At 61.7% G+C, this 17051-nt stretch carries 18 protein-coding genes and 1 tRNA gene; 8 read left to right on the forward strand and 11 right to left on the reverse strand.

Translation table 11 applies throughout. The features are described from left to right. Positions 1-7: 7 nt before the first annotated feature. Together DM868_RS02665 and DM868_RS02670 are read right to left on the reverse strand one after the other, a co-directional pair. Positions 8-92, reverse strand: a tRNA-Leu gene (locus tag DM868_RS02665). A 210-nt stretch (positions 93-302) separates the two neighbouring features. Continuing rightward, positions 303-749, reverse strand: coding sequence for an ester cyclase (locus DM868_RS02670; RefSeq protein ID WP_137275302.1), 447 nt, complete (start codon positions 747-749; stop codon positions 303-305). Between the two features lie 236 nt (positions 750-985). Here DM868_RS02670 and DM868_RS02675 point away from each other — a divergent pair, with 236 nt between their 5' ends. From DM868_RS02675 to DM868_RS02685, 3 genes are all read left to right on the forward strand, one after another. Further along, the gene (locus tag DM868_RS02675) at positions 986-2401 is read left to right on the forward strand and encodes a ribonuclease H-like domain-containing protein (protein WP_137275303.1); all 1416 of its coding nucleotides are present in this window, start codon (positions 986-988) and stop codon (positions 2399-2401) included. Beyond that, positions 2401-4863, forward strand: a complete 2463-nt coding sequence (locus tag DM868_RS02680) for a DEAD/DEAH box helicase (protein WP_137275304.1) — start codon at positions 2401-2403, stop codon at positions 4861-4863. Before DM868_RS02675 ends, DM868_RS02680 begins: the two co-directional genes overlap by 1 nt. Before the next feature lie 457 nt (positions 4864-5320). Continuing rightward, the gene (locus DM868_RS02685; protein WP_137275305.1) at positions 5321-6331 is read left to right on the forward strand and encodes a presenilin family intramembrane aspartyl protease PSH; all 1011 of its coding nucleotides are present in this window, start codon (positions 5321-5323) and stop codon (positions 6329-6331) included. On the opposite strand, the gene DM868_RS02690 is transcribed toward DM868_RS02685, so the two are convergent. Then, a complete protein-coding gene (locus tag DM868_RS02690) occupies positions 6332-7330 on the reverse strand; it encodes an ornithine cyclodeaminase family protein (RefSeq protein ID WP_137275306.1) in 999 nt (332 codons plus the stop codon). Positions 7331-7367: 37 nt separating this feature from the next. After that, the gene (locus DM868_RS02695) at positions 7368-7628 is read right to left on the reverse strand and encodes a hypothetical protein (protein ID WP_137275307.1); all 261 of its coding nucleotides are present in this window, start codon (positions 7626-7628) and stop codon (positions 7368-7370) included. 184 nt (positions 7629-7812) lie between these two features. On the opposite strand from DM868_RS02695, the gene DM868_RS02700 reads away from it, so the two are divergent. Both DM868_RS02700 and DM868_RS02705 read left to right on the forward strand, forming a co-directional pair. Next, positions 7813-9102: an MFS transporter gene (locus tag DM868_RS02700; RefSeq protein WP_137275308.1), complete on the forward strand. Its 1290-nt coding sequence runs from the start codon at positions 7813-7815 to the stop codon at positions 9100-9102. A gap of 47 nt (positions 9103-9149) precedes the next feature. Then, the gene (locus DM868_RS02705; RefSeq protein ID WP_137275309.1) at positions 9150-9563 is read left to right on the forward strand and encodes a DUF3054 domain-containing protein; all 414 of its coding nucleotides are present in this window, start codon (positions 9150-9152) and stop codon (positions 9561-9563) included. Here the strand turns inward: DM868_RS02705 and DM868_RS02710 are convergent. Continuing rightward, positions 9550-10119, reverse strand: a complete 570-nt coding sequence (locus tag DM868_RS02710) for a class I SAM-dependent methyltransferase (RefSeq protein WP_137275310.1) — start codon at positions 10117-10119, stop codon at positions 9550-9552. The genes DM868_RS02705 and DM868_RS02710 overlap by 14 nt on opposite strands. A gap of 50 nt (positions 10120-10169) precedes the next feature. On the opposite strand from DM868_RS02710, the gene DM868_RS02715 reads away from it, so the two are divergent. After that, a complete protein-coding gene (locus DM868_RS02715) occupies positions 10170-10736 on the forward strand; it encodes a GNAT family N-acetyltransferase (RefSeq protein WP_137275311.1) in 567 nt (188 codons plus the stop codon). 95 nt (positions 10737-10831) lie between these two features. Here DM868_RS02715 and DM868_RS02720 read toward each other — a convergent pair whose 3' ends face one another. Further along, positions 10832-12133 carry an RNA-guided endonuclease InsQ/TnpB family protein gene (locus DM868_RS02720; RefSeq protein ID WP_137275312.1) on the reverse strand — a complete coding sequence of 434 codons (1302 nt, stop codon included), beginning with the start codon at positions 12131-12133 and terminating at the stop codon, positions 10832-10834. A gap of 271 nt (positions 12134-12404) precedes the next feature. On the opposite strand from DM868_RS02720, the gene DM868_RS02725 reads away from it, so the two are divergent. After that, a complete protein-coding gene (locus DM868_RS02725) occupies positions 12405-12623 on the forward strand; it encodes a hypothetical protein (protein WP_137275313.1) in 219 nt (72 codons plus the stop codon). Here DM868_RS02725 and DM868_RS02730 read toward each other — a convergent pair whose 3' ends face one another. Beyond that, positions 12624-12854 (reverse strand): DUF7385 family protein, encoded by a 231-nt coding sequence (locus DM868_RS02730; protein WP_137275314.1) that lies wholly within the window; start codon positions 12852-12854, stop codon positions 12624-12626. Positions 12855-12983: 129 nt separating this feature from the next. On the opposite strand from DM868_RS02730, the gene DM868_RS02735 reads away from it, so the two are divergent. Continuing rightward, positions 12984-14381, forward strand: coding sequence for a DUF7289 family protein (locus tag DM868_RS02735; protein WP_137275315.1), 1398 nt, complete (start codon positions 12984-12986; stop codon positions 14379-14381). 22 nt (positions 14382-14403) lie between these two features. Here the strand turns inward: DM868_RS02735 and DM868_RS02740 are convergent, their stop codons facing one another. From DM868_RS02740 to DM868_RS02755, 4 genes are read right to left on the reverse strand one after another with little or no spacing between them, the layout of a single operon-like run. After that, a complete protein-coding gene (locus DM868_RS02740) occupies positions 14404-15159 on the reverse strand; it encodes a DUF7289 family protein (protein WP_137275316.1) in 756 nt (251 codons plus the stop codon). After that, positions 15156-15605, reverse strand: coding sequence for a DUF7266 family protein (locus tag DM868_RS02745; RefSeq protein ID WP_137275317.1), 450 nt, complete (start codon positions 15603-15605; stop codon positions 15156-15158). Before DM868_RS02745 ends, DM868_RS02740 begins: the two co-directional genes overlap by 4 nt. After that, positions 15598-16467 carry a DUF7261 family protein gene (locus DM868_RS02750; RefSeq protein WP_137275318.1) on the reverse strand — a complete coding sequence of 290 codons (870 nt, stop codon included), beginning with the start codon at positions 16465-16467 and terminating at the stop codon, positions 15598-15600. The genes DM868_RS02745 and DM868_RS02750 overlap by 8 nt, the downstream gene beginning before the upstream one ends. Then, complete coding sequence (locus tag DM868_RS02755; protein WP_137275319.1) at positions 16455-17051, reverse strand: DUF7288 family protein; 597 nt, start codon at positions 17049-17051, stop codon at positions 16455-16457. Before DM868_RS02755 ends, DM868_RS02750 begins: the two co-directional genes overlap by 13 nt.

Consider the following 17051-nt stretch of genomic DNA (forward strand, 5'->3'; position numbering starts at 1 on the left):
GGTTGAGTGCGCGGGACCGGATTTGAACCGGCGGACCTCTACAGGACAGCGTCCTAAGCGCTGCGCCTTTGGCCTGGCTCGGCAACCCGCGCGCACCCTACCGTACCGGAGTCACGCAAAAATAGCTGTCGCTACCGATCGTTCGACTCGGTGCTCGCCCCCGAACTCGCGAACGATCGCACACTCCACTTTTCGAGACCGGCGCGCGAAGACGAGAGTGATCGAGCAGCTCACCGACGCTCACTTCGACGATCTCGATCGACCGCTCCGAGCGGAGCGGCGGACCGTGGCGAACGGTTACACTACCCTTCACATCGGGGCGTCTCGGGGACGAGTCCGAGCTGGCTGAGAGTAGTGAGTTGATCGTAGCACCACCACGCCTCCGTCGCCCTCGTGCCGTCCATCTTGTGGATCGAGACTCCCTCGAACTCGACTTTCTCGTTGGTCGGTTCGAGGTTGAATGGGGGGAGCGGCCCCTCGTGTGTACCTCGGGCGCGGTATCTGGTCACGACCGTATCGCCTTCGACGATGGTCTCTAACAGTTCGACCTCGAAGTCGGGGAAGGATTCGCGGAGCCCCTCGACCCACCCCTTGAACGCTTCTCGCCCCTCGTACTCCTCGCCGTGGGCGACGTTGTGCATCACCATGTCCTCGGCGTAGACGTCGTCGATGCACTCGAACTCGCCGTTGCTGAACACCCGTCTGTTCGTCTCCTCTACTTGTGTTTTCAGTTCTTCGGATCCACTCATGAACGGACACCTAAGCGTCCGTGTATCTACTCTCTAACACAGTAATGAAGCGACTACACGGTCCGGCAGCCGGTAAGCAGCGTTCACTGATTTCACGTTGATAAGTAGCGAATAGAGTCGTCAGCTAACAATTCTGCACTCATCTGTAGTCTGGGAGACAACGATGCAATCTATTATTGCCTACCAGTCATTTCACCTAGTAGGCAGTTCCTGTACGTGGAATTGCATCCAAACGAATGAGTGGACATGAGTCATACGCAGTCGTCGTCCTCGAAGCCTCTCGGGTCAACAGACTCGACTCTCACGAGATAGAAGACCTCATCGACTATTTCGACCCGGACGGTGTCGTCCTCATCCGCGGCAACGCACCCGCGTTCACCGTCGAACAGGTTCGCTATGAACTTGAACGGGTCATTCCCGACGGTGTCGGGCTCCACGCTATTGCTGAATCCGACCCCAGAACCGTTACAACCGACGCTGGAACGGTCCTCATCGCTCCGAATGAGCTGTCCACGCAACAGGTCGAATCATACCTTCCCGGGGACGGAAGCCACACCTACGTCCTCACAGAGGCTGTCAGCGTCGAGATGGACATGATAGCCCTCACGGCCTCCGTCGATGGACTTGACCCTTACGGTGGCCACGATACGCCACTTACCGTCTTCTCGGGGCAACTCGCCTCTGACTACTGGGTGGACCATGACGGCATTGACCTCCGCGGGCTTGGCGTCGTCAAACAAGGGAACGTCAAAATCCCCTGCTTCTACCTCGGCTCCGACGGGGTTGTTACGGTCAAATCACTCGCTGAAGGTAAACTTGGGATTCGTGCTCTCACCGGCATGGGTGAGACCTATGCGGCCCGGTTCAAGCAAGCAGGCTACAAAACCGTTGAGGATATCTACCGAGCCGAGATGGTTGACCTGCTCAGCATCAAGGGCGTCAGCGACCATCGCGCCGAGCAGTTCACCAAGCAATCCACCGCGCTCGTTGAACGCGAGGTAGTTCGATTCACCGACGACGAGTCGCTTCCACAGGATGTCGTCCACATCGACATCGAGACCGACGGGCTCAACCCAAGTATCATCTGGCAGATTGGTCTGTACGACCCCCGCGCAGACGAGACCTATGCGTTCCTGCAAAAGGACTCAACACAGAAGGGAGAGATTCTCCGTGAGTTCGGAGCATGGCTCCGAAACAACCTCGATGGCCGGGCAGTCGTCGCGTACAACGGGTGGAAATTCGACTTCCCGCATCTAACGGAGTTCTTCCACCAGTGCGCCCCGGAGTACAGCCAGACGTGGGAAAGCACCTACAAAGTTGACCCGTACGACTGGGTCGTCCGCGAAGGACACGCTGCATTTCCAAGCAGAGGGAACGGCATCGAGGCTGTCGCTGATGCGGTGGGCTACGAGCGTGAACACACGGGACTGGATGGGGCGACCACAGCACACGCCTACCAGCGGTGGATGCAGAACCCCTGTGGGGAGACCGAACTCGACTGGGACCGCCACACCACGTACTGCCGTGAAGACGTGCTGGCACTCCATCACGTGTACCAAGCCTTGCTCAACTCGGGGCGCGTGCTCTCAGAACAGAATACCGACCGCCCTACCGATGAAAACACACAGCAGGGTACCTTGTTCGATTACTAATGGCCAGCATCGACTCCACCGAACTCCGGCGAATCTACGAATCACGCTTCAACTACACAGATGACATCGCGTTCAGCCGAACGGAGCCAGAGAAGCCCGCTGAACGAGTACCTGTCGACGAGGTCCTTCCCCCGGAGTTGGCCAATAAGCTCTCGTTCGACCCCTACGCCCATCAAGCAAACGGGCTTAATGTACTGAGTGAGGGCGAGAACGTTACTGTCTCCACGGCAACAGCGTCCGGAAAGACCCTCATTTACGCGCTCGACATCGCACGCCGGTATGTCGATAATCCGGTCGTGACCGGCCTGTTTGTCTACCCGATGCGTGCACTCACGCGCAATCAGTTCGACAACATCAGCGACCTGCTCAACAACACGCTCGGACTGGATATCGACATCGGGGTCTACGACGGAGACACGAGCACCGAGCGGAAGAAAGAGATTCGCGCGAACTGCAACGTTGTCCTCACGAACTTCGCCGGTATCAACCACTATCTCTCCCATCACCAGAAGTGGGCACGCATCTACCAAAATCTCGACCTCATAGTCATCGACGAGAGCCACCAGTACGGCGGTATCCACGGGATGCACGTCGCGTGGATCCTTCGCCGCCTCAAGCGCATCGTCCGAAACTACGGCGGCGATCCACAGTACGTTCTGACGACTGCAACCACCGGAAATCCCATCGACCACGCCCGACAGCTCACCGGTGAGGATGCAGAGCTTGTCGACAACGATGGAAGCGAACAGGGAGAGCGTGACATCATCTTCTGGAACCCACCGTTCGACCCGCAAGCCGGACCAGACCCCAAAGACTCTGATACCGGTGCGTCAACGAGCTTCGTCTCGAACGAACTCACGTCAATTCTCGCCAGCAAGGGGATACAGACACTTCTATTCACGGACTCCCGAACGATGACAGAGGTCGGGCTAAAGCGTGTCAAATCGCTCAGCAAGGCGGGGGTTTCCGTTCAGTCGTATCACGCGGGGCATGGGCAGAAAACACGCCGAAAGACCGAGCGAGGGCTTAGAGACGGGACTATTGATACCGTCATCAGTACCTCCGCGCTCGAACTCGGTATCGACGTCGGCGGGCTCGATGCAACTGTTCTCGCGGGCTACCCTGGCACCAGACAGAGCTTTTGGCAACGTATCGGACGAGCCGGACGGGGCACAGACCGGTCAATGAGTATCCTTGTCGCTGACTACACGGGGCTTGACCAGTACATCGTCCGGAACCCCGAGTACATCTTCGAGGAGAGTGTCGAGAACGCCGTCATCGACCTCGAGAACAACAAGGTCTACGCCCAACACATCCTCTGTGCAGCGAACGAATCACCGCTCACATGGGGGGATGCCGATGACTTCGGCGACGAAGAACGGCTTGAACAAGTTACGGAGATGTGGAAGACTGCCGGTCTACTCACTGGAACGCTCGACACTGGTGTCCAGTACACGCGGAACGGCCGTCCAGAGTCAGACGTGGACCTCTACACGACAGGTGGCGACGAGGCGTTCGAAGTGCGCGTCGAGGACGGAGACATCGACCACGACCCCATCGAGCGAACGCGGGCGTACCGTGACTTCCACGAAGGCGCAGTCGTCCTCCACAACGGACTTGAGTACGTCGTTGAGGAGCTAAACGAGGATACGGTCAAACCGTACGTCCTTCTCTCTCAGCAACAAAACATCACCTACTACACACGAACACAGCGCGACGTTCAGGTAAACGATCTCGAATCAGTCGAATCCATCGAACTTGGTGATTTCATCATCCACCGGGGGAATGCTGAAGTCGTCACCCATCTCAGCACCTACGAAGAGCGCCGTATCAAAGACAACGCCCGTCTAGGACGATATCAGACAGGGAACCCTCCGCTTGCGATGCAGACGCACATCATGTGGGCCGAGCCAACTGCGGAGGTCGGTCGCGAGATGCTTCGCGAATTCGCCGAACCGGAGAGCATCAAAGAACTCGGAACAGAAGACAGTCCCTTCGCGCTTGACGCTCACGAAGAAGGCGTTCGTCAGATGCCGACCACCGTTGAAACCGATATCGTACTCGGTGGCCTGCACGCTGCAGAACACGCAATGATAGGTGCTGCTCCGCTCACAATGATGATGGACAAGCGCGACCTCGGCGGGCTCAGCAGCATTAATCACCCAGAGACCATGTCTGCACTTGGACTGTTCATCTACGATGGTGTTCCGGGTGGGGTGGGATTCTCCCATTCTATCTACGACCGCCTCCAACTCCTCTCAGAGACGACAAAGGAGCTCATTGATGGCTGTAACTGCGGTGAAGTGACTGGATGCCCCGCCTGCTCGATGGAGGAAAACTGTGGCGATGACAACGAACCGCTGCACAATCCAGCCGCGGTCTGGTTCCTCACACGTCTACAGGAAGCGCTCGAAGAACGTTCCTCTGATCTCGACTCGCAACCTTCCGAAACTGCCGCGTGAGTTGGCGGGGTTGACCAATATCCACTAGACGTGCAACGATGAGGGATCGTACAGGTCCTCTGGAACAATAACTGGCGTCCAGAGTACGAGTATGACCAGGATCACGAGTTTCGGTCTATGGCTCCTCATTTCGGTCGTCACTGGATTTCGACGTGGTTCCGTAGTCGAAAGTCATGGAACGAGCCGTGGGTACAATACTTGAGGGGCGATAGGCTGGGTCCCGATATTGTGCATTTGAGTGGGCGGTCTGACCGCCTCGGTGTACGTCATGGTACCTAACGATTCCACGTACCTATCCGTATTGCTGCTGAACAAGGTTTGTGTCGGCGTTGTCCGATTCACGCTCGTCGTGAACGACGGGATTCTCTCCTTGAACAAAGATAGATCCAGATCCGTCGTCGCCCCTCCGTCATCTCCGAACCGCAACCTCCAAACGACCACCGAAGAACGGTATCGTATGAACCGGGCCGCCGTTGCCGTCGTCGCCACCGTGGGGCTCTTCGCCCTCATCCAACTCGGCTCGCTCGCGCTGGTCAAGCCGTTCATCGACGCCGGCTACCAGACCGTCGAGGACCCCTCCGATCCGACGAACAGCCTGCTGTACATCGGCGCGATTCTCGTCGCCACGGCCGTGATGCTCGCGGCGATGAAGTTCGGCGTCGATCGGCTCCTCCAGGGACTCATCGTCTTCGCGTCGGTGTTTCTCGCCTTCTACGTCTTCACTATCGTCGTCCCGCCGATCGTCTTCGTGGCCGGTATCAACGTCCCCGCCGTCGTCGCGGCGCTCGCGCTGGGCGTTGGACTCCTCGTGTACCCAGAGTGGTACGTGATCGACACCGCGGGAATCATCATGGGCGCAGGCGCGGCCGGCCTCTTCGGCATCAGTTTCGGCCCCCTGCCCGCGCTCGTGTTGCTCGTCGTGTTGGCGGTCTACGACGCGATCTCAGTCTACGGGACCGAGCACATGCTCACGCTCGCCTCCGGCGTCATGGATCTTCGACTCCCGGTCGTGCTCGTGATCCCACTGACGCTCTCGTATTCGTTCCTCGCCGAAACCGGGCCCGAGACGCTCGACAGCGGGGAAGACAGGGAGGCCCTAGCTGATGGCGACGAGGGGGACGAAACGGATGCCCCCGACAAACCGGACGATCCGTTCGCCCGCGACGCATTCTTCATCGGGCTGGGCGACGCGGTCATCCCGACGGTTCTCGTCGCATCCGTTGCCGTGTTCCGCCCCGGCGACGCGGCGCTGTTGGACGTGCCGGGCATCGCGATCACGGTCCCCGCGCTCGGCGCAATGGTCGGAACGCTCTGTGGGCTCATCGCGTTGCTGTGGATGGTGATGAAGGGGCGCGCACACGCCGGATTACCGCTGTTGAATAGCGGTGCAATCACCGGCTACCTCATCGGGGCGATGGCGGCCGGAATCGCGCTGGTCGATGCGTTCGGACTCGCGCCGTACGTCTGATCACTCGCCGGTCAGCGCTTCACTGGCGGGCGCGAACTCGATCGATTCGCCCATCCCCCGTTCTTTCGCCCGCTCGTAGAGCATCCACGCGGCGGCAACGGTCTCGATGCCGGTTCCGCCGCTGTCGAAGACCGTGACCTCGTCGGCCGCGGTCCGTCCGGGCCTGTGTCCGGCGACGATCTCTCCGAGTTCGGCGTGGACGTGGTCGTCGTCGACGAGCCCGGCGTCGCGGGCCGCAAGAAAGGACCCGGCATCCTGAAACGCCCGGGCACGGAGATCGGGGACGTACGTGGCGCGGGCGATCGTCTCCGCGTCGAGTTCCCGCTTTCCGCGGTCGTACTGGCCCATCGCGGTGACGTGGACGCCGTCGGGGAGATCGGCGTTTCGAACGACCGGGTCGGTCGCGGTCGTCGCCGTGATGACGACGTCGGCGTCCTCGACGGCCGCGGCGGCGCTCGATTCGGGCGTCACGTCGGCGGCGAGCCGGTCGTCGAACTCCTCGGCGAACGCCGTTCTACTGGTGGCTGTCGGGGAAAAGACGCGCACCGCCTCGAAGTCTCGGACCGTTGCGGTCGCCCGGAGCTGGCCGCGCGCCTGCGCACCGGACCCGATGACCGCACACGTCGTCGCGTCGTTGCGCGCCAACACGTCGACCGCGAGCGCGCCCGTCGCGCCGGTCTTGAACGGGTTCATCGACGCGCCATCCAACAGCGCGAGCATGCGCCCGGTGTCGGCGTCGAAGAGCGGCAGCGCGAAGTGGGCGTCCTCGTCGCCGAAGCCGGCGGCGTAGGTGTATCCGCCCATCGCGCCGAGTTCGGGGAGCATCGCGAGATAGCCGGTACACATCCCCGGCGGCTCCTCGGACGCGAGTTTCGTTCGAGGCTCGGCGCTCCCGTCGTTTCCGTAGCTCTCGTACCCCGACCTGACTGCCGAGACGTACTCCGCGGGCGTCGCGAGGCCAGAAAGCTCGTCGCTCTGGAGGAACAAAACGTCGGTCATGGTTGCGTTTCGTCCGCGCTCGGTATAGTCGCTCCGGCTACTCGACGGAGAGGCGGTTCCTCTGCGGGTTCCCGTCGTGTCTCGCCGAATCCGCCGAGGCATCGGCCCCGACCTCGGAGCCGGTCTGCGTAACGGTCGGCCCGTTGATGAACATCGCGTGAGCGATCAGTCCGAGCGTGACGGTCGACGCCAGCGCGATGGAGACTGACACCGACATCCCGAGCGACACGAGCAGGGCGGTCAGGCCGGCAAGCGATACGGGAATGAGCGCCAAAACGATGTCGTAGTAATCAGTCATGATCCAACGGAAGCTACGATAGAATTTCACATAAAAATTTTTTTATCGCGTGCTGATACTTTACTCGACACATAAATGACTATTATGGGTGACATTTGAATACGTACTTCATAAGTTATAGAAGCGACGGGATCGGCGACGGAGACAGCCAGTTTAACCATGCCCCGACGAGAAGCCGAGACCAATGGAGGAGAATCGGAGCGTCGACTACGCCGAACATGCAAAGGAGATTCTCGGCGTTTCGCGGTGGTGGCAGATCGTCGCCGCAGGGGCGATGATGGCCGCCGTCAGTCCCTATCAGTACGTCTGGTCCTCGATCGAGGGGCCGCTGGCCGCACGGCTCGATATCGGTCTGCCAGCACTCGGGGCGGTCTTCTCATTTTACGTCGTTTTCCAGTCGCTATCGCAGCTTCCGGCGGGCTGGTGGCGCGACCGACGCGGTCCCCGCCATCTCACCTACCTCGCGGCGGTTCTGGCGGGTGGTGGATACGTCGGATTGGCGTACGCAACGACCGTCTGGCAGCTGTACGTCCTCTACTCGCTCGGCGCGATCGGCGTCGGGATCATCTACACGGTCGCCGTCAACACCGCGGTCAAGTGGTTCCCTGATCGAACGGGGCTCACAACTGGGTTCGGGACGATGGCGTTCGCGGGCGGAAGCGCGCTCGTCGTCCCGTACGTTCGGGCGAACGCCACCGTCGCTGGCTACCCCGACGTGCTCCGAACCGTCGGGCTCGCCATCCTCGTCGTGTTACTCGTCGGTGCCGTCGTACTTCGCGATCCGCCGGACGACTGGCTCGACGGTGACGGACGAACGAACAGAACGGCGATGCGTGATCTCGCCGTGTCGCTCCGCGGACGAGCCTACGAACCGGCCGAGATGCTTCGGACGTGGCAGTTCTGGCTCCTGTACGCGATGTTCGTTGCGACCGCCGCGGCGGACCTCATCGTCATCGCGAACGTCGTCCGGTTCGCCGAACACCTCGGGCTCGCCGCCGTCGTCGCGACCGCCGCGGCAACCCTCCTGCCGCTCGCCGCGGGCGTCTCGCGGATGATACTCGGCGAGGCCTCGGACCGGTTCGGCCGAATTCACGTGATGGCCGCCTCGTTCGTTCTCGCCGGTATCTTTCGATTCGGGTTGGTCGGGGCCGGGACGGCCGGCGCACCGATCGCGTTCGTCGCGATGGTCGTCGGCTCGATGTTCTTCTCGTCGCCGCTGTACGTCTACTTCCCGTCGGTCGTCGCCGACTACTACGGGGCCGAACACTCCTCAGGCAACTACGCGGTGTTGTACACCGCGAAAGTCGGCGGGGGCGTCTTCGCAGGCACGGTGGTCGGGGTCCTCGTAGCCGCGTTCGGCTGGGTTCCGACGGTGGCCTTCGGCGGCGCGCTCGCCCTCGCGGCCGGGCTCGCGGCGCTCGTCCTCCGCCCGCCGTCGGGAGCTGTTCCAGACGGTGCGGGGCCGAACGCGTGATCGAATCCGCAAGGATTTGAAAGGGCGCCGTCGAACGACTAGGTAGCATGGCAGATCAGTCGTTTTTCGAACAGCGTCTCGACGCGAGTACCTGGCCGATTGCGGCCGGGGATCTCGTCGCCCTGATGGCCTTCCTGCTCGTCGGGACGCTCCAGCATTCGAGCGTCGAGCAGTTGAGCGCCGACCCGGCGATCTATCTCCTCGCGGCCGGACCGTTCATCGTCGGGTGGCTGCTCTGTGCGCCGCTGGTCGGGGCGTACTCGCCCGGCGGCGGCTCCGCGCCGAACTCCTCGATCCCGCTCGCGATACGGTCGTGGCTCCCCGCGGCGATCGTCGGCCTCTTGATCCGGCAGTTCGCGCTCCCCGACCGCGGCGTCGAAGTGGTGTTCGCCGTCATCATGCTCGTCGGCGGGGCGCTCGCCCTGTCTATCTGGCGGCTCCTGTACTTCAAGCTCCGGTAACCGGTTTGACCCCGGCGATCGTCATCTCGAATCCGTAGTCGATCGGCCTGACGTCGAGGCCGACCGCTTCGATCGCAGCTTCCAGTTCCGTGGTCGTGTAAAACGTCGAATCGAACCCGACGAGCTTCTCCGCGGCGACCAGCCCTCGGCCGAGTCGCGTGTCGCGGTCGAACTCCCGAACCACGAGGATGCCGCCCGGAGCGAGCACGCGGGCCATCTCTTCGAGACACCGCCACTGTTTGGGGAAGTGATGGAAGGCGTCGACGACGAGGATCGCGTCCACGGAATCGTCCGGGTGAGGGAGATCGGTCGCGCTCGCTCGCACCGTTTCGAGTTCCCGGCGGCGCGCGCGGCGCAACATCCCCGCAGCGGGATCGACGACGGTCGCGCCGACCGTGCTCGCGACTCGACCCGATCCGCCGCCGATTTCGAGGACCCGCGAGAGCTCCCTGTCGGCGACGAACAAGCCCTTTCTAACGGCGTCTTCGTTGGCCGACGGCATGACCAGATCGTACAGCGGCGCGAACAGATCGAACGCTCGCACGTCCCAGCGCATGGGAGCGTATCGAGCGCCGGACATAACACCGTTGCCCTCCACCGATCGGTATGGATCCCGTCCTCCTCGGGTGGCCGTCCGACGGGCCGACGCTCCGACTCGACTATCGACGGTTCAGCTACGCGGGGAAGTTCGTCATGTCGAACACCGGAAAGGCGATCATCCGCGACCCTGAGCGATCGGGGACAGCGAATAGTGAGTTCGACGACCACGTGCTGGCAGCCGTCGCGTTCAACGCCGACCGAACCGATTCGACGACGCTGTGGCTCCGCTTCGTCACCGTCAGGGATGATCGACGGGGTGAGGGGCTCGGCGCGAGGCTCTGCCGGTTCGCCGTCGACCGAGCGGACGATCGGGGGTACGACCGGGTGCGAATCGCGGTGAACAATCCGTTCGCCTACGAGGCGCTTTACCGGGCCGGATTTTCCTTTACCGACGAAACGACCGGTATCGCCGAACTCGTGCTGGAACGCCCGGCCGACCGAGTCCCGGCGACCCGCTCGACGGAGACGTATCAGGAGGGCCTCGACGAGTATCGATCGCGTGACCTCTCGACGGCCGAGCAGGAATTTCTCGACGCGAAGCGTGGACGAGGGCCGCCACAGCCGAATTACTGAACGGTGCCCATCGTTTTTCGTGTGTTCCGGTACATTTCGACGCACGGGCGAGAGGGCCTGTTATCGGGCGATGTGTCCGGACTGTGATGCGCAGGTCAGTGACCCACGAGTGAACTCGTGGGCTTGTCAGTGGACTCCCCTTCTGCCGTCGAATCGACGGAGGCGTGGAACTCGCCGTTCAGGTTCAGCGTCCCTGACGTCAGCGCACACTGACAGGGTGCGCCTCCACTCGAAGACGTCTGCCCCGAGTGGAGTCGTTTGAGCAGTTTCCGAGCGATGTTCTTGCTCGCGTTATAATCCGCGTTCAGTTCGTACTCGCACTTCTGACATACAAACTGGTGTTTCGATCGTCGATTCAATTCGTGCGTAAACCCGCACATCGAACACCGCTGACTCGTGTACGCCGGACTCACTTGTTCGACCGCAATGCCGTACATCTCGGCCTTGTATTCGACGTACTGGTACAAGCGTCGGAATGCCCATGCATGGAAGCGTTTCGCACCTGCCATCCGCTTGCGGATGTCGGTCAGATTCTCGAACGCGATGTGCGTACAGTCGTGGGCACGGGCTTCGTCGAGAATCTGGTTTGACGCCCGGTGGAGTTCATCCTGCATCCAGCGGTGTTCGCGGTCGTTCATCGACTGCATCGACAGGTGCGCCGACCGCGTTCCTGTCTGGTGCATCGACCCGCGAGTCTTCTCAAATTCTCGGCGTCGATGGTTCATCTCGTCGGCGTTTCCGATGAACGCGCCTGTCGAAGTCACGGCGAGCGAGCCGTCCACGTTCAGGTCAACGCCAAGGACTGTTCTGTGCTTGGCATCAAAAGAAGCCGTCGACTGCTCTTGCTCGTCGCTTTCAGTTCGGCGCATCCGTGCGTGGAGGTAGAACGACTCCGTGGAGCGGTCGTACTGGAGCGTGGACATACGGAACTCGTAGTCTTCGTTCAGCAGGTACTCACCGATCGGCGTTCCCTCAGGGTCGTCGGGAAGCACGTAGTCGCACTCAACACGACCGTTCACCGTGGACAGAGATACGTGGTCGCGGTGGAACGTCGCAGAGCGTTTGTCGTAGACGACGCTCCACGCGTTAAAGTAGGGTTGACTGGTGGTATCTCCCTTTTTGAGTCGGGCGACACCGCTTTTCGTCGCTTCGATAGCGCGTCGAATCCCTTTCTGGACGAGATTTGCGGTCAACTCCGTTTCATCGCGAAGTCGCTCGTAGAGGGCGTTTTCGGCGTTCTGTTTCGAGGTTATGCAGTAGTCGTTCGGGTGCCTCCATGCCCACGCGGCCGTCGTATTGGCACAGTAGAGAAACTGGTTTTTCGTCTGATGAAGGTCGTCGCACCGCTCTGTGGGTACATCGAGTTTGACTTTGACGGTGCGAATCACGTCCTCCATCTGTGTTTCACATATTTTACTGTCTCTTTATAAGTTCTTCGACTATCATGGGGAGTCGGCCTGCTATCGTTCGTGGTTTGATTCAAGGCTTGTCGGATTCCCCCCACGGCTAAAGCCGTGGGCTTCCTCCTTGCACCTTTGTGAGGATCGTCGACGAGGAGTGTCCGGAGTGCGGCCAAGAGCTGCCGATCCAGTAGCGTCGGTTCGATCACGGGCCAGACCCACCGGTCGGCTTCGGAACGTTCAGGGCGACGCGCCGGCACTGGTGGGTATGCTCGGATCCGTTCGATCGATCCTCTCTGCTGCGTGGCCGTTCGTGGGGTCGGCGTACCTCCTGTATCTGGCGTTGCAGCAGCCACCAGTGCGATACGTTGGGGTCATCGGGCTGGTCGTCGTCACGCCGCTGTTGGCCGGATGGACCGTCGGCCGACTCTTCGGAGTCGGGCCGTGGGCGACGCCGTCGAAATCCGACCCGCAGAAGGACGGCTGATCAGGGTTTGTGCGTGAAGATGAACGCCTGCTCGTCTTCCACGCCGACGCAGAGATCGAGCTGTTTCGAGAGATTCAGACTCGTCGGGTTCTGTTTGCAGACGACGAGATCGTCGAACGGTTTCTCACACGCCGGGCAGGCGACCGAAACCGTGTTCTGGTAGGTCTTGATCGCCGGGTTCTCCTCGCGCGGCGTCAACGACGCCAACAGTTCGTCAGTGTCGAGCTCCATACACCGCTAGGTGGGGGCCATCCCCTTCAATCTCGCGGGCTTATAAATAAAGACAAACCGAGAGGCGGCCGATTTCGATCCGTGAACCGGTGCCGACATTGATAATACGATCGGGCGTAGCGGTTCCGAATGAACGATCGCGCCGTCTCTAGTACCATCGGTGTCGTTCTCCTCTTGGGGATGACGATCGCCGCCGTGAGCGCGCTGATGGTGGTCGGTGGAACGGTGATCGACGAGACGCGCGCCGACGCCGAGCGATCGCAGATGGAGAACGCCATGTCGAGTTTCAGTTCAAAGGCGAGCCTCGTCGGGCTGGGCGAGTCCGGTAACCAGCGGTTCTCGCTGGGGCGAGTCTCCGAAGGCGACGTGGAGGTGCGACCGGACGGGGGGCGCGTGACGCTGTACCTCCAGAAGGACGGTGGATCTAGGGAGGAACTCAATAGTACCGCGCTCGGAGCGGTCGTCTACCGCGACGGCGACACGGAAATCGCGTATCAGGGCGGCGGCGTCTGGCAACGGCGTGGCGAATCGAATTGGATGCTCTCGCCGCCGGAGTACCACTACCGACTGGAGACACTCACGTTTCCGATCATGACCGTCGACGGAGATGGCGGGTCGAGCGGCAGCGTGCGCGGTACGGTGCGTTCGACCCATGAGTCCAGCGATTGGTATCCCATACAAGGTAGCGAAACTCGGTCGAATCCGCTGGAGAACGGGACGATTCTCGTCGAGGTCGAGAGCCGCTACTGTGCGGGCTGGGAGGCGTTTTTCACCGAGCGATCCGAGGGCTCGATCACCGAATCGTGTGGAGCGGACGACACGCTCGTGGTCGATCTAACCGTGCCGTTCACCATCAGTGGTGAGGATGCAGTGATAGCCAAGACGATCAATCCAACGGGAGGTGGTGGACCGGGAGGAGGCAAAAAGATCCCCGATGGATGGACCGAAGGCACGATCGCACCCTCGATCAGTCCCGAAGTCGAAGCCGAGCTCGAATCGTGCGCCACAGACGGATGTGCCGACGTATCGGCGTCCGAACTCAGCTCAGGCGCGTACGACGCCTCCGGGACGACCGCGCTCTATGGAAAGACGTTCAACACGACCGACGGTGACATCACGGTGGTCACCGACGGGGACGTCGAGCTCAACGACATCACGATCACAGGGAGCGGCAACGTCACGCTGTACGTCCGAGGGGAACTCACGGTCGATTCGATGGTGAACGACGGGGGGAGCGCGACACAACTCGTTACGCTCGTTCACTCCGACGGATCTGTCAGATTCGACGGGGATTCCGATTACACCGGCATCATCTACGCGCCGAAGTCGGACATGCGGTTCAACGGTGCGCCGGCCATCTCGTACACGGGGGCGCTCGTCGCCGAAGATATGGACATCAAGGGGAGCATCAACAAGTTCGATTTCCAACCAGACCCGGAACTCGAAGAATACCAGATCGGCGGCGGCGACCGTCCGCTCACCTACCTCCACGTTACCGAGAATACCGTCGAGATCGAGTTCGACTGACCGCCGACCGACGTGTCTCACCTCACTGCGAGAAACGCAGTCGAACCGGAAATCGCGGCGCGACGATCCCGGCCGTGGTGACCTCGGCGACGACGCGGTCGGAGTCGTGGACGCGGACGTTCGTGTTCGGCTGAGCATCGAAGTACCGTTCCCAGGCATCGCTACGCGAGGATTCGACCGTAACGTTGTACGCTCCCGAACTTCCGAACGACGAGGGGACGGTCGTGTTGACACCTCGGGCCGCACTCGAGACGCGGATGGGCCCGTCCGAAGAGACGGTCGTCGCTCCCGAGGACACGTACGTATCGACGATCGGAAACGAGGCTGTGGTTGTGTCCGTCCGGAACGGCGGATCCCGAAGCATCACCGACGAATCCCCCTCCGATCGGAGCAACGCTCCAGAACTGTAGACGATTTCGGTGTCGCCGTCGCGGTAGACGAGCGGATTCGACGAGACGGTGACGTTGTCGCCGTTCGAGGCCTCGATCGTGATGACGACCGGATCGCCGAGGCCGAGCGAGCCGCCGGCCAACCGCATCTCCGTCGCCCGGCTCGGTGCGCCGTCCCGGTAGACGTTCTCCATGTTGGCGGCGAACACGTCGAAGGCCCGTTCGACGTTGTTGACCCGCTCTGCGGCCTGTCGGTCGTCGATCGCCCCGAAGCCGACGACCGTGACGACGCCGACCGAGGCGGTGATGAGCGAGAAGACGAGGACGTAGCTGACGACGTCGCTGACGCCGCGGTGATCGATTTCGAGGCCGCCGGGACGCGCGCTCACGTCGAGGTCACCTCCATTGATCCGCCCGCGTACTCGATCCGGACGGGCCCGCCGTCGACAGTCACCTCGTTGACGCCCGTCTCGCTTCGAAACGGGATCTTCACCGAGACCGCCGGGCTCGTGGTCCGAAGCTCGATCGTTCCCTCGGGACCGGTGTGTTCGATCTCGATGGCGTAGCCCCCCGACGCCGTTCGCGGTGGGAGATCGACGCGAATCGAAAGCGTCGACGGCGTCGATTTGCCCGCACGGGCGAGGCGATCCGCGTTGGAGAGCTCCTCGGCGAGCATTTGGCCCGTCACCGCCAGTTCGTCCCGAGTCACCTGCTGGGTTTGTCCCTCGATGAGCCCGCCACCGGCGACGAGCAGCCCGGAGATCAACAGCGCGGCCACGGAGAGGTTCAACACGTAGCCGACGGTTATCGAGACGGCCCGCTCGTCGTCATACATCGGGTTCACCCGGTGCGATTCGCACCGTCGTTTCGTACCGCAGTTTCGCCGTGTCCATTCGTAGAGCGACCTCGACGCTGTAGAGCGCCTCTTTCACGTCCATTCCGACCGGGAACTCCCCAGTCGAATCGGCCGAATCGATCGTCAGTTCGTAGGAGCCAGCGCCGTTCGCCGCGTTCGTCAATCCGACCTCGCTGTCGCTATCGAGCGTCGGCCAACCGAACTTGCAGGGCTCGCCACCGAGTCGCTCGCGCGTCACGTCGAGTCGAACCATGCCGTTGGCATCGGGTGGGACCTCACATCCGACGTTCTCGGTCCCGCCGGTTACGGTTATATTGCCGTCTCCGCTTACCGCCACGTCGATGGTGGTTCCGTTCATATCGATCACGAACGGGGAACCGGCAGCCATCTCCGTCGTGTCAAGTTCGATCGCGAAACTTCTGACCGAACTCGCGTTTGCGCTCCAACTGGTGAATCCGGGGGTCTCAGTCTCCTGGATCAGGAGTCCGTCGTTGACGCTTCCCGGAACGACCGACGCGTTCGTCGTTGCGCCCCGTCTGAGGTGATACTGACGGAGGGTGTCGTCGATCGCCTCGGTCCCGTTCGTGACGTTCGAGGTGATGATTCCGAGATCCGTCTGTGCGGCGTTTTCGGCGTCGATCAACCCACCGACCGAATCGACGACGCTGGCCCGATATTCGAGTGGTTCCGCGGCGGAATCACCGCCGCGGGTCGCGAGATTGTCGGTGTATATCGCGGCGTTGACGAGCAGCGCAAGCGCGACGAAGAGAAGCGCGAGCACGATCCCCGCGACGAGGATCATCTGTCCGCGCTCGCGTCGTGCGCCGTTCACTTTCGCCACGCGACCACCTCCACTTCCACGACGGTGTATAGCCGGCTCGTAGTGTCCGTTTCGGGGGCGTAGAACTCGGCGTCGGGGTCGGACTGGACGGCTTCGAGCGACCGATCGTCGTCCGGTGCCGACAGGTTCGAGCCGTCGTAGAGGCCGACCGATCGGGTCGCAGCCACCGCGTTCGCGCTCGGTTCGCCCATCCGAACCATCTCCTCGACATCGGTTTCATCTTCGGCGTTCGGCGCCGGATATCGAACGTTGACGTTGAACGCGATCCGGCGATCCAAGAGCAGATCGTTCAGCGCCTCACCGAACGCGTTCGGCGGCCCCTCTGCGTAGGTGCCGCGATCTGGCGTCCCGGCGAACGTCTCGTTTTGGGCGTCCCAATACAACACCGCCTCCGAGAGGGTCCCGTTGGCCGCCGTCGCGGAAAGCAATCCTTCGATGGACGCCTGCTGTTGGTTCTCGATGTGCTGATTGGACGTGCTCGCCGAGAGCGGCGTCACGGCCGTCGCCTGCGTGGCGAAGAGCAGTCCGCCGATGATCAACACCGCGGCGGTGAACGCCTCGAGCGTATGCGCCTGTCCGCGCAT

The organism is Natronomonas salsuginis (assembly GCF_005239135.1).
Lineage (GTDB): Archaea > Halobacteriota > Halobacteria > Halobacteriales > Haloarculaceae > Natronomonas > Natronomonas salsuginis.

Bases quoted from the DNA above. Each gene is read 5' to 3' on its own strand.
- DM868_RS02710 (WP_137275310.1), bottom strand. From the start codon at position 10,119: ATGCGCTGGGACGTGCGAGCGTTCGATCTGTTCGCGCCGCTGTACGAT.
- DM868_RS02720 (WP_137275312.1), bottom strand. From the start codon at position 12,133: ATGGAGGACGTGATTCGCACCGTCAAAGTCAAACTCGATGTACCCACA.
- DM868_RS02705 (WP_137275309.1), top strand. From the start codon at position 9,150: ATGGCAGATCAGTCGTTTTTCGAACAGCGTCTCGACGCGAGTACCTGG.
- DM868_RS02735 (WP_137275315.1), top strand. From the start codon at position 12,984: ATGAACGATCGCGCCGTCTCTAGTACCATCGGTGTCGTTCTCCTCTTG.
- DM868_RS02675 (WP_137275303.1), top strand. From the start codon at position 986: ATGAGTGGACATGAGTCATACGCAGTCGTCGTCCTCGAAGCCTCTCGG.
- DM868_RS02725 (WP_137275313.1), top strand. From the start codon at position 12,405: ATGCTCGGATCCGTTCGATCGATCCTCTCTGCTGCGTGGCCGTTCGTG.
- DM868_RS02715 (WP_137275311.1), top strand. From the start codon at position 10,170: ATGGATCCCGTCCTCCTCGGGTGGCCGTCCGACGGGCCGACGCTCCGA.
- DM868_RS02685 (WP_137275305.1), top strand. From the start codon at position 5,321: ATGAACCGGGCCGCCGTTGCCGTCGTCGCCACCGTGGGGCTCTTCGCC.
- DM868_RS02680 (WP_137275304.1), top strand. From the start codon at position 2,401: ATGGCCAGCATCGACTCCACCGAACTCCGGCGAATCTACGAATCACGC.
- DM868_RS02670 (WP_137275302.1), bottom strand. From the start codon at position 749: ATGAGTGGATCCGAAGAACTGAAAACACAAGTAGAGGAGACGAACAGA.
- DM868_RS02730 (WP_137275314.1), bottom strand. From the start codon at position 12,854: ATGGAGCTCGACACTGACGAACTGTTGGCGTCGTTGACGCCGCGCGAG.
- DM868_RS02755 (WP_137275319.1), bottom strand. From the start codon at position 17,051: ATGCGCGGACAGGCGCATACGCTCGAGGCGTTCACCGCCGCGGTGTTG.
- DM868_RS02700 (WP_137275308.1), top strand. From the start codon at position 7,813: ATGGAGGAGAATCGGAGCGTCGACTACGCCGAACATGCAAAGGAGATT.
- DM868_RS02690 (WP_137275306.1), bottom strand. From the start codon at position 7,330: ATGACCGACGTTTTGTTCCTCCAGAGCGACGAGCTTTCTGGCCTCGCG.
- DM868_RS02745 (WP_137275317.1), bottom strand. From the start codon at position 15,605: ATGTATGACGACGAGCGGGCCGTCTCGATAACCGTCGGCTACGTGTTG.
- DM868_RS02695 (WP_137275307.1), bottom strand. From the start codon at position 7,628: ATGACTGATTACTACGACATCGTTTTGGCGCTCATTCCCGTATCGCTT.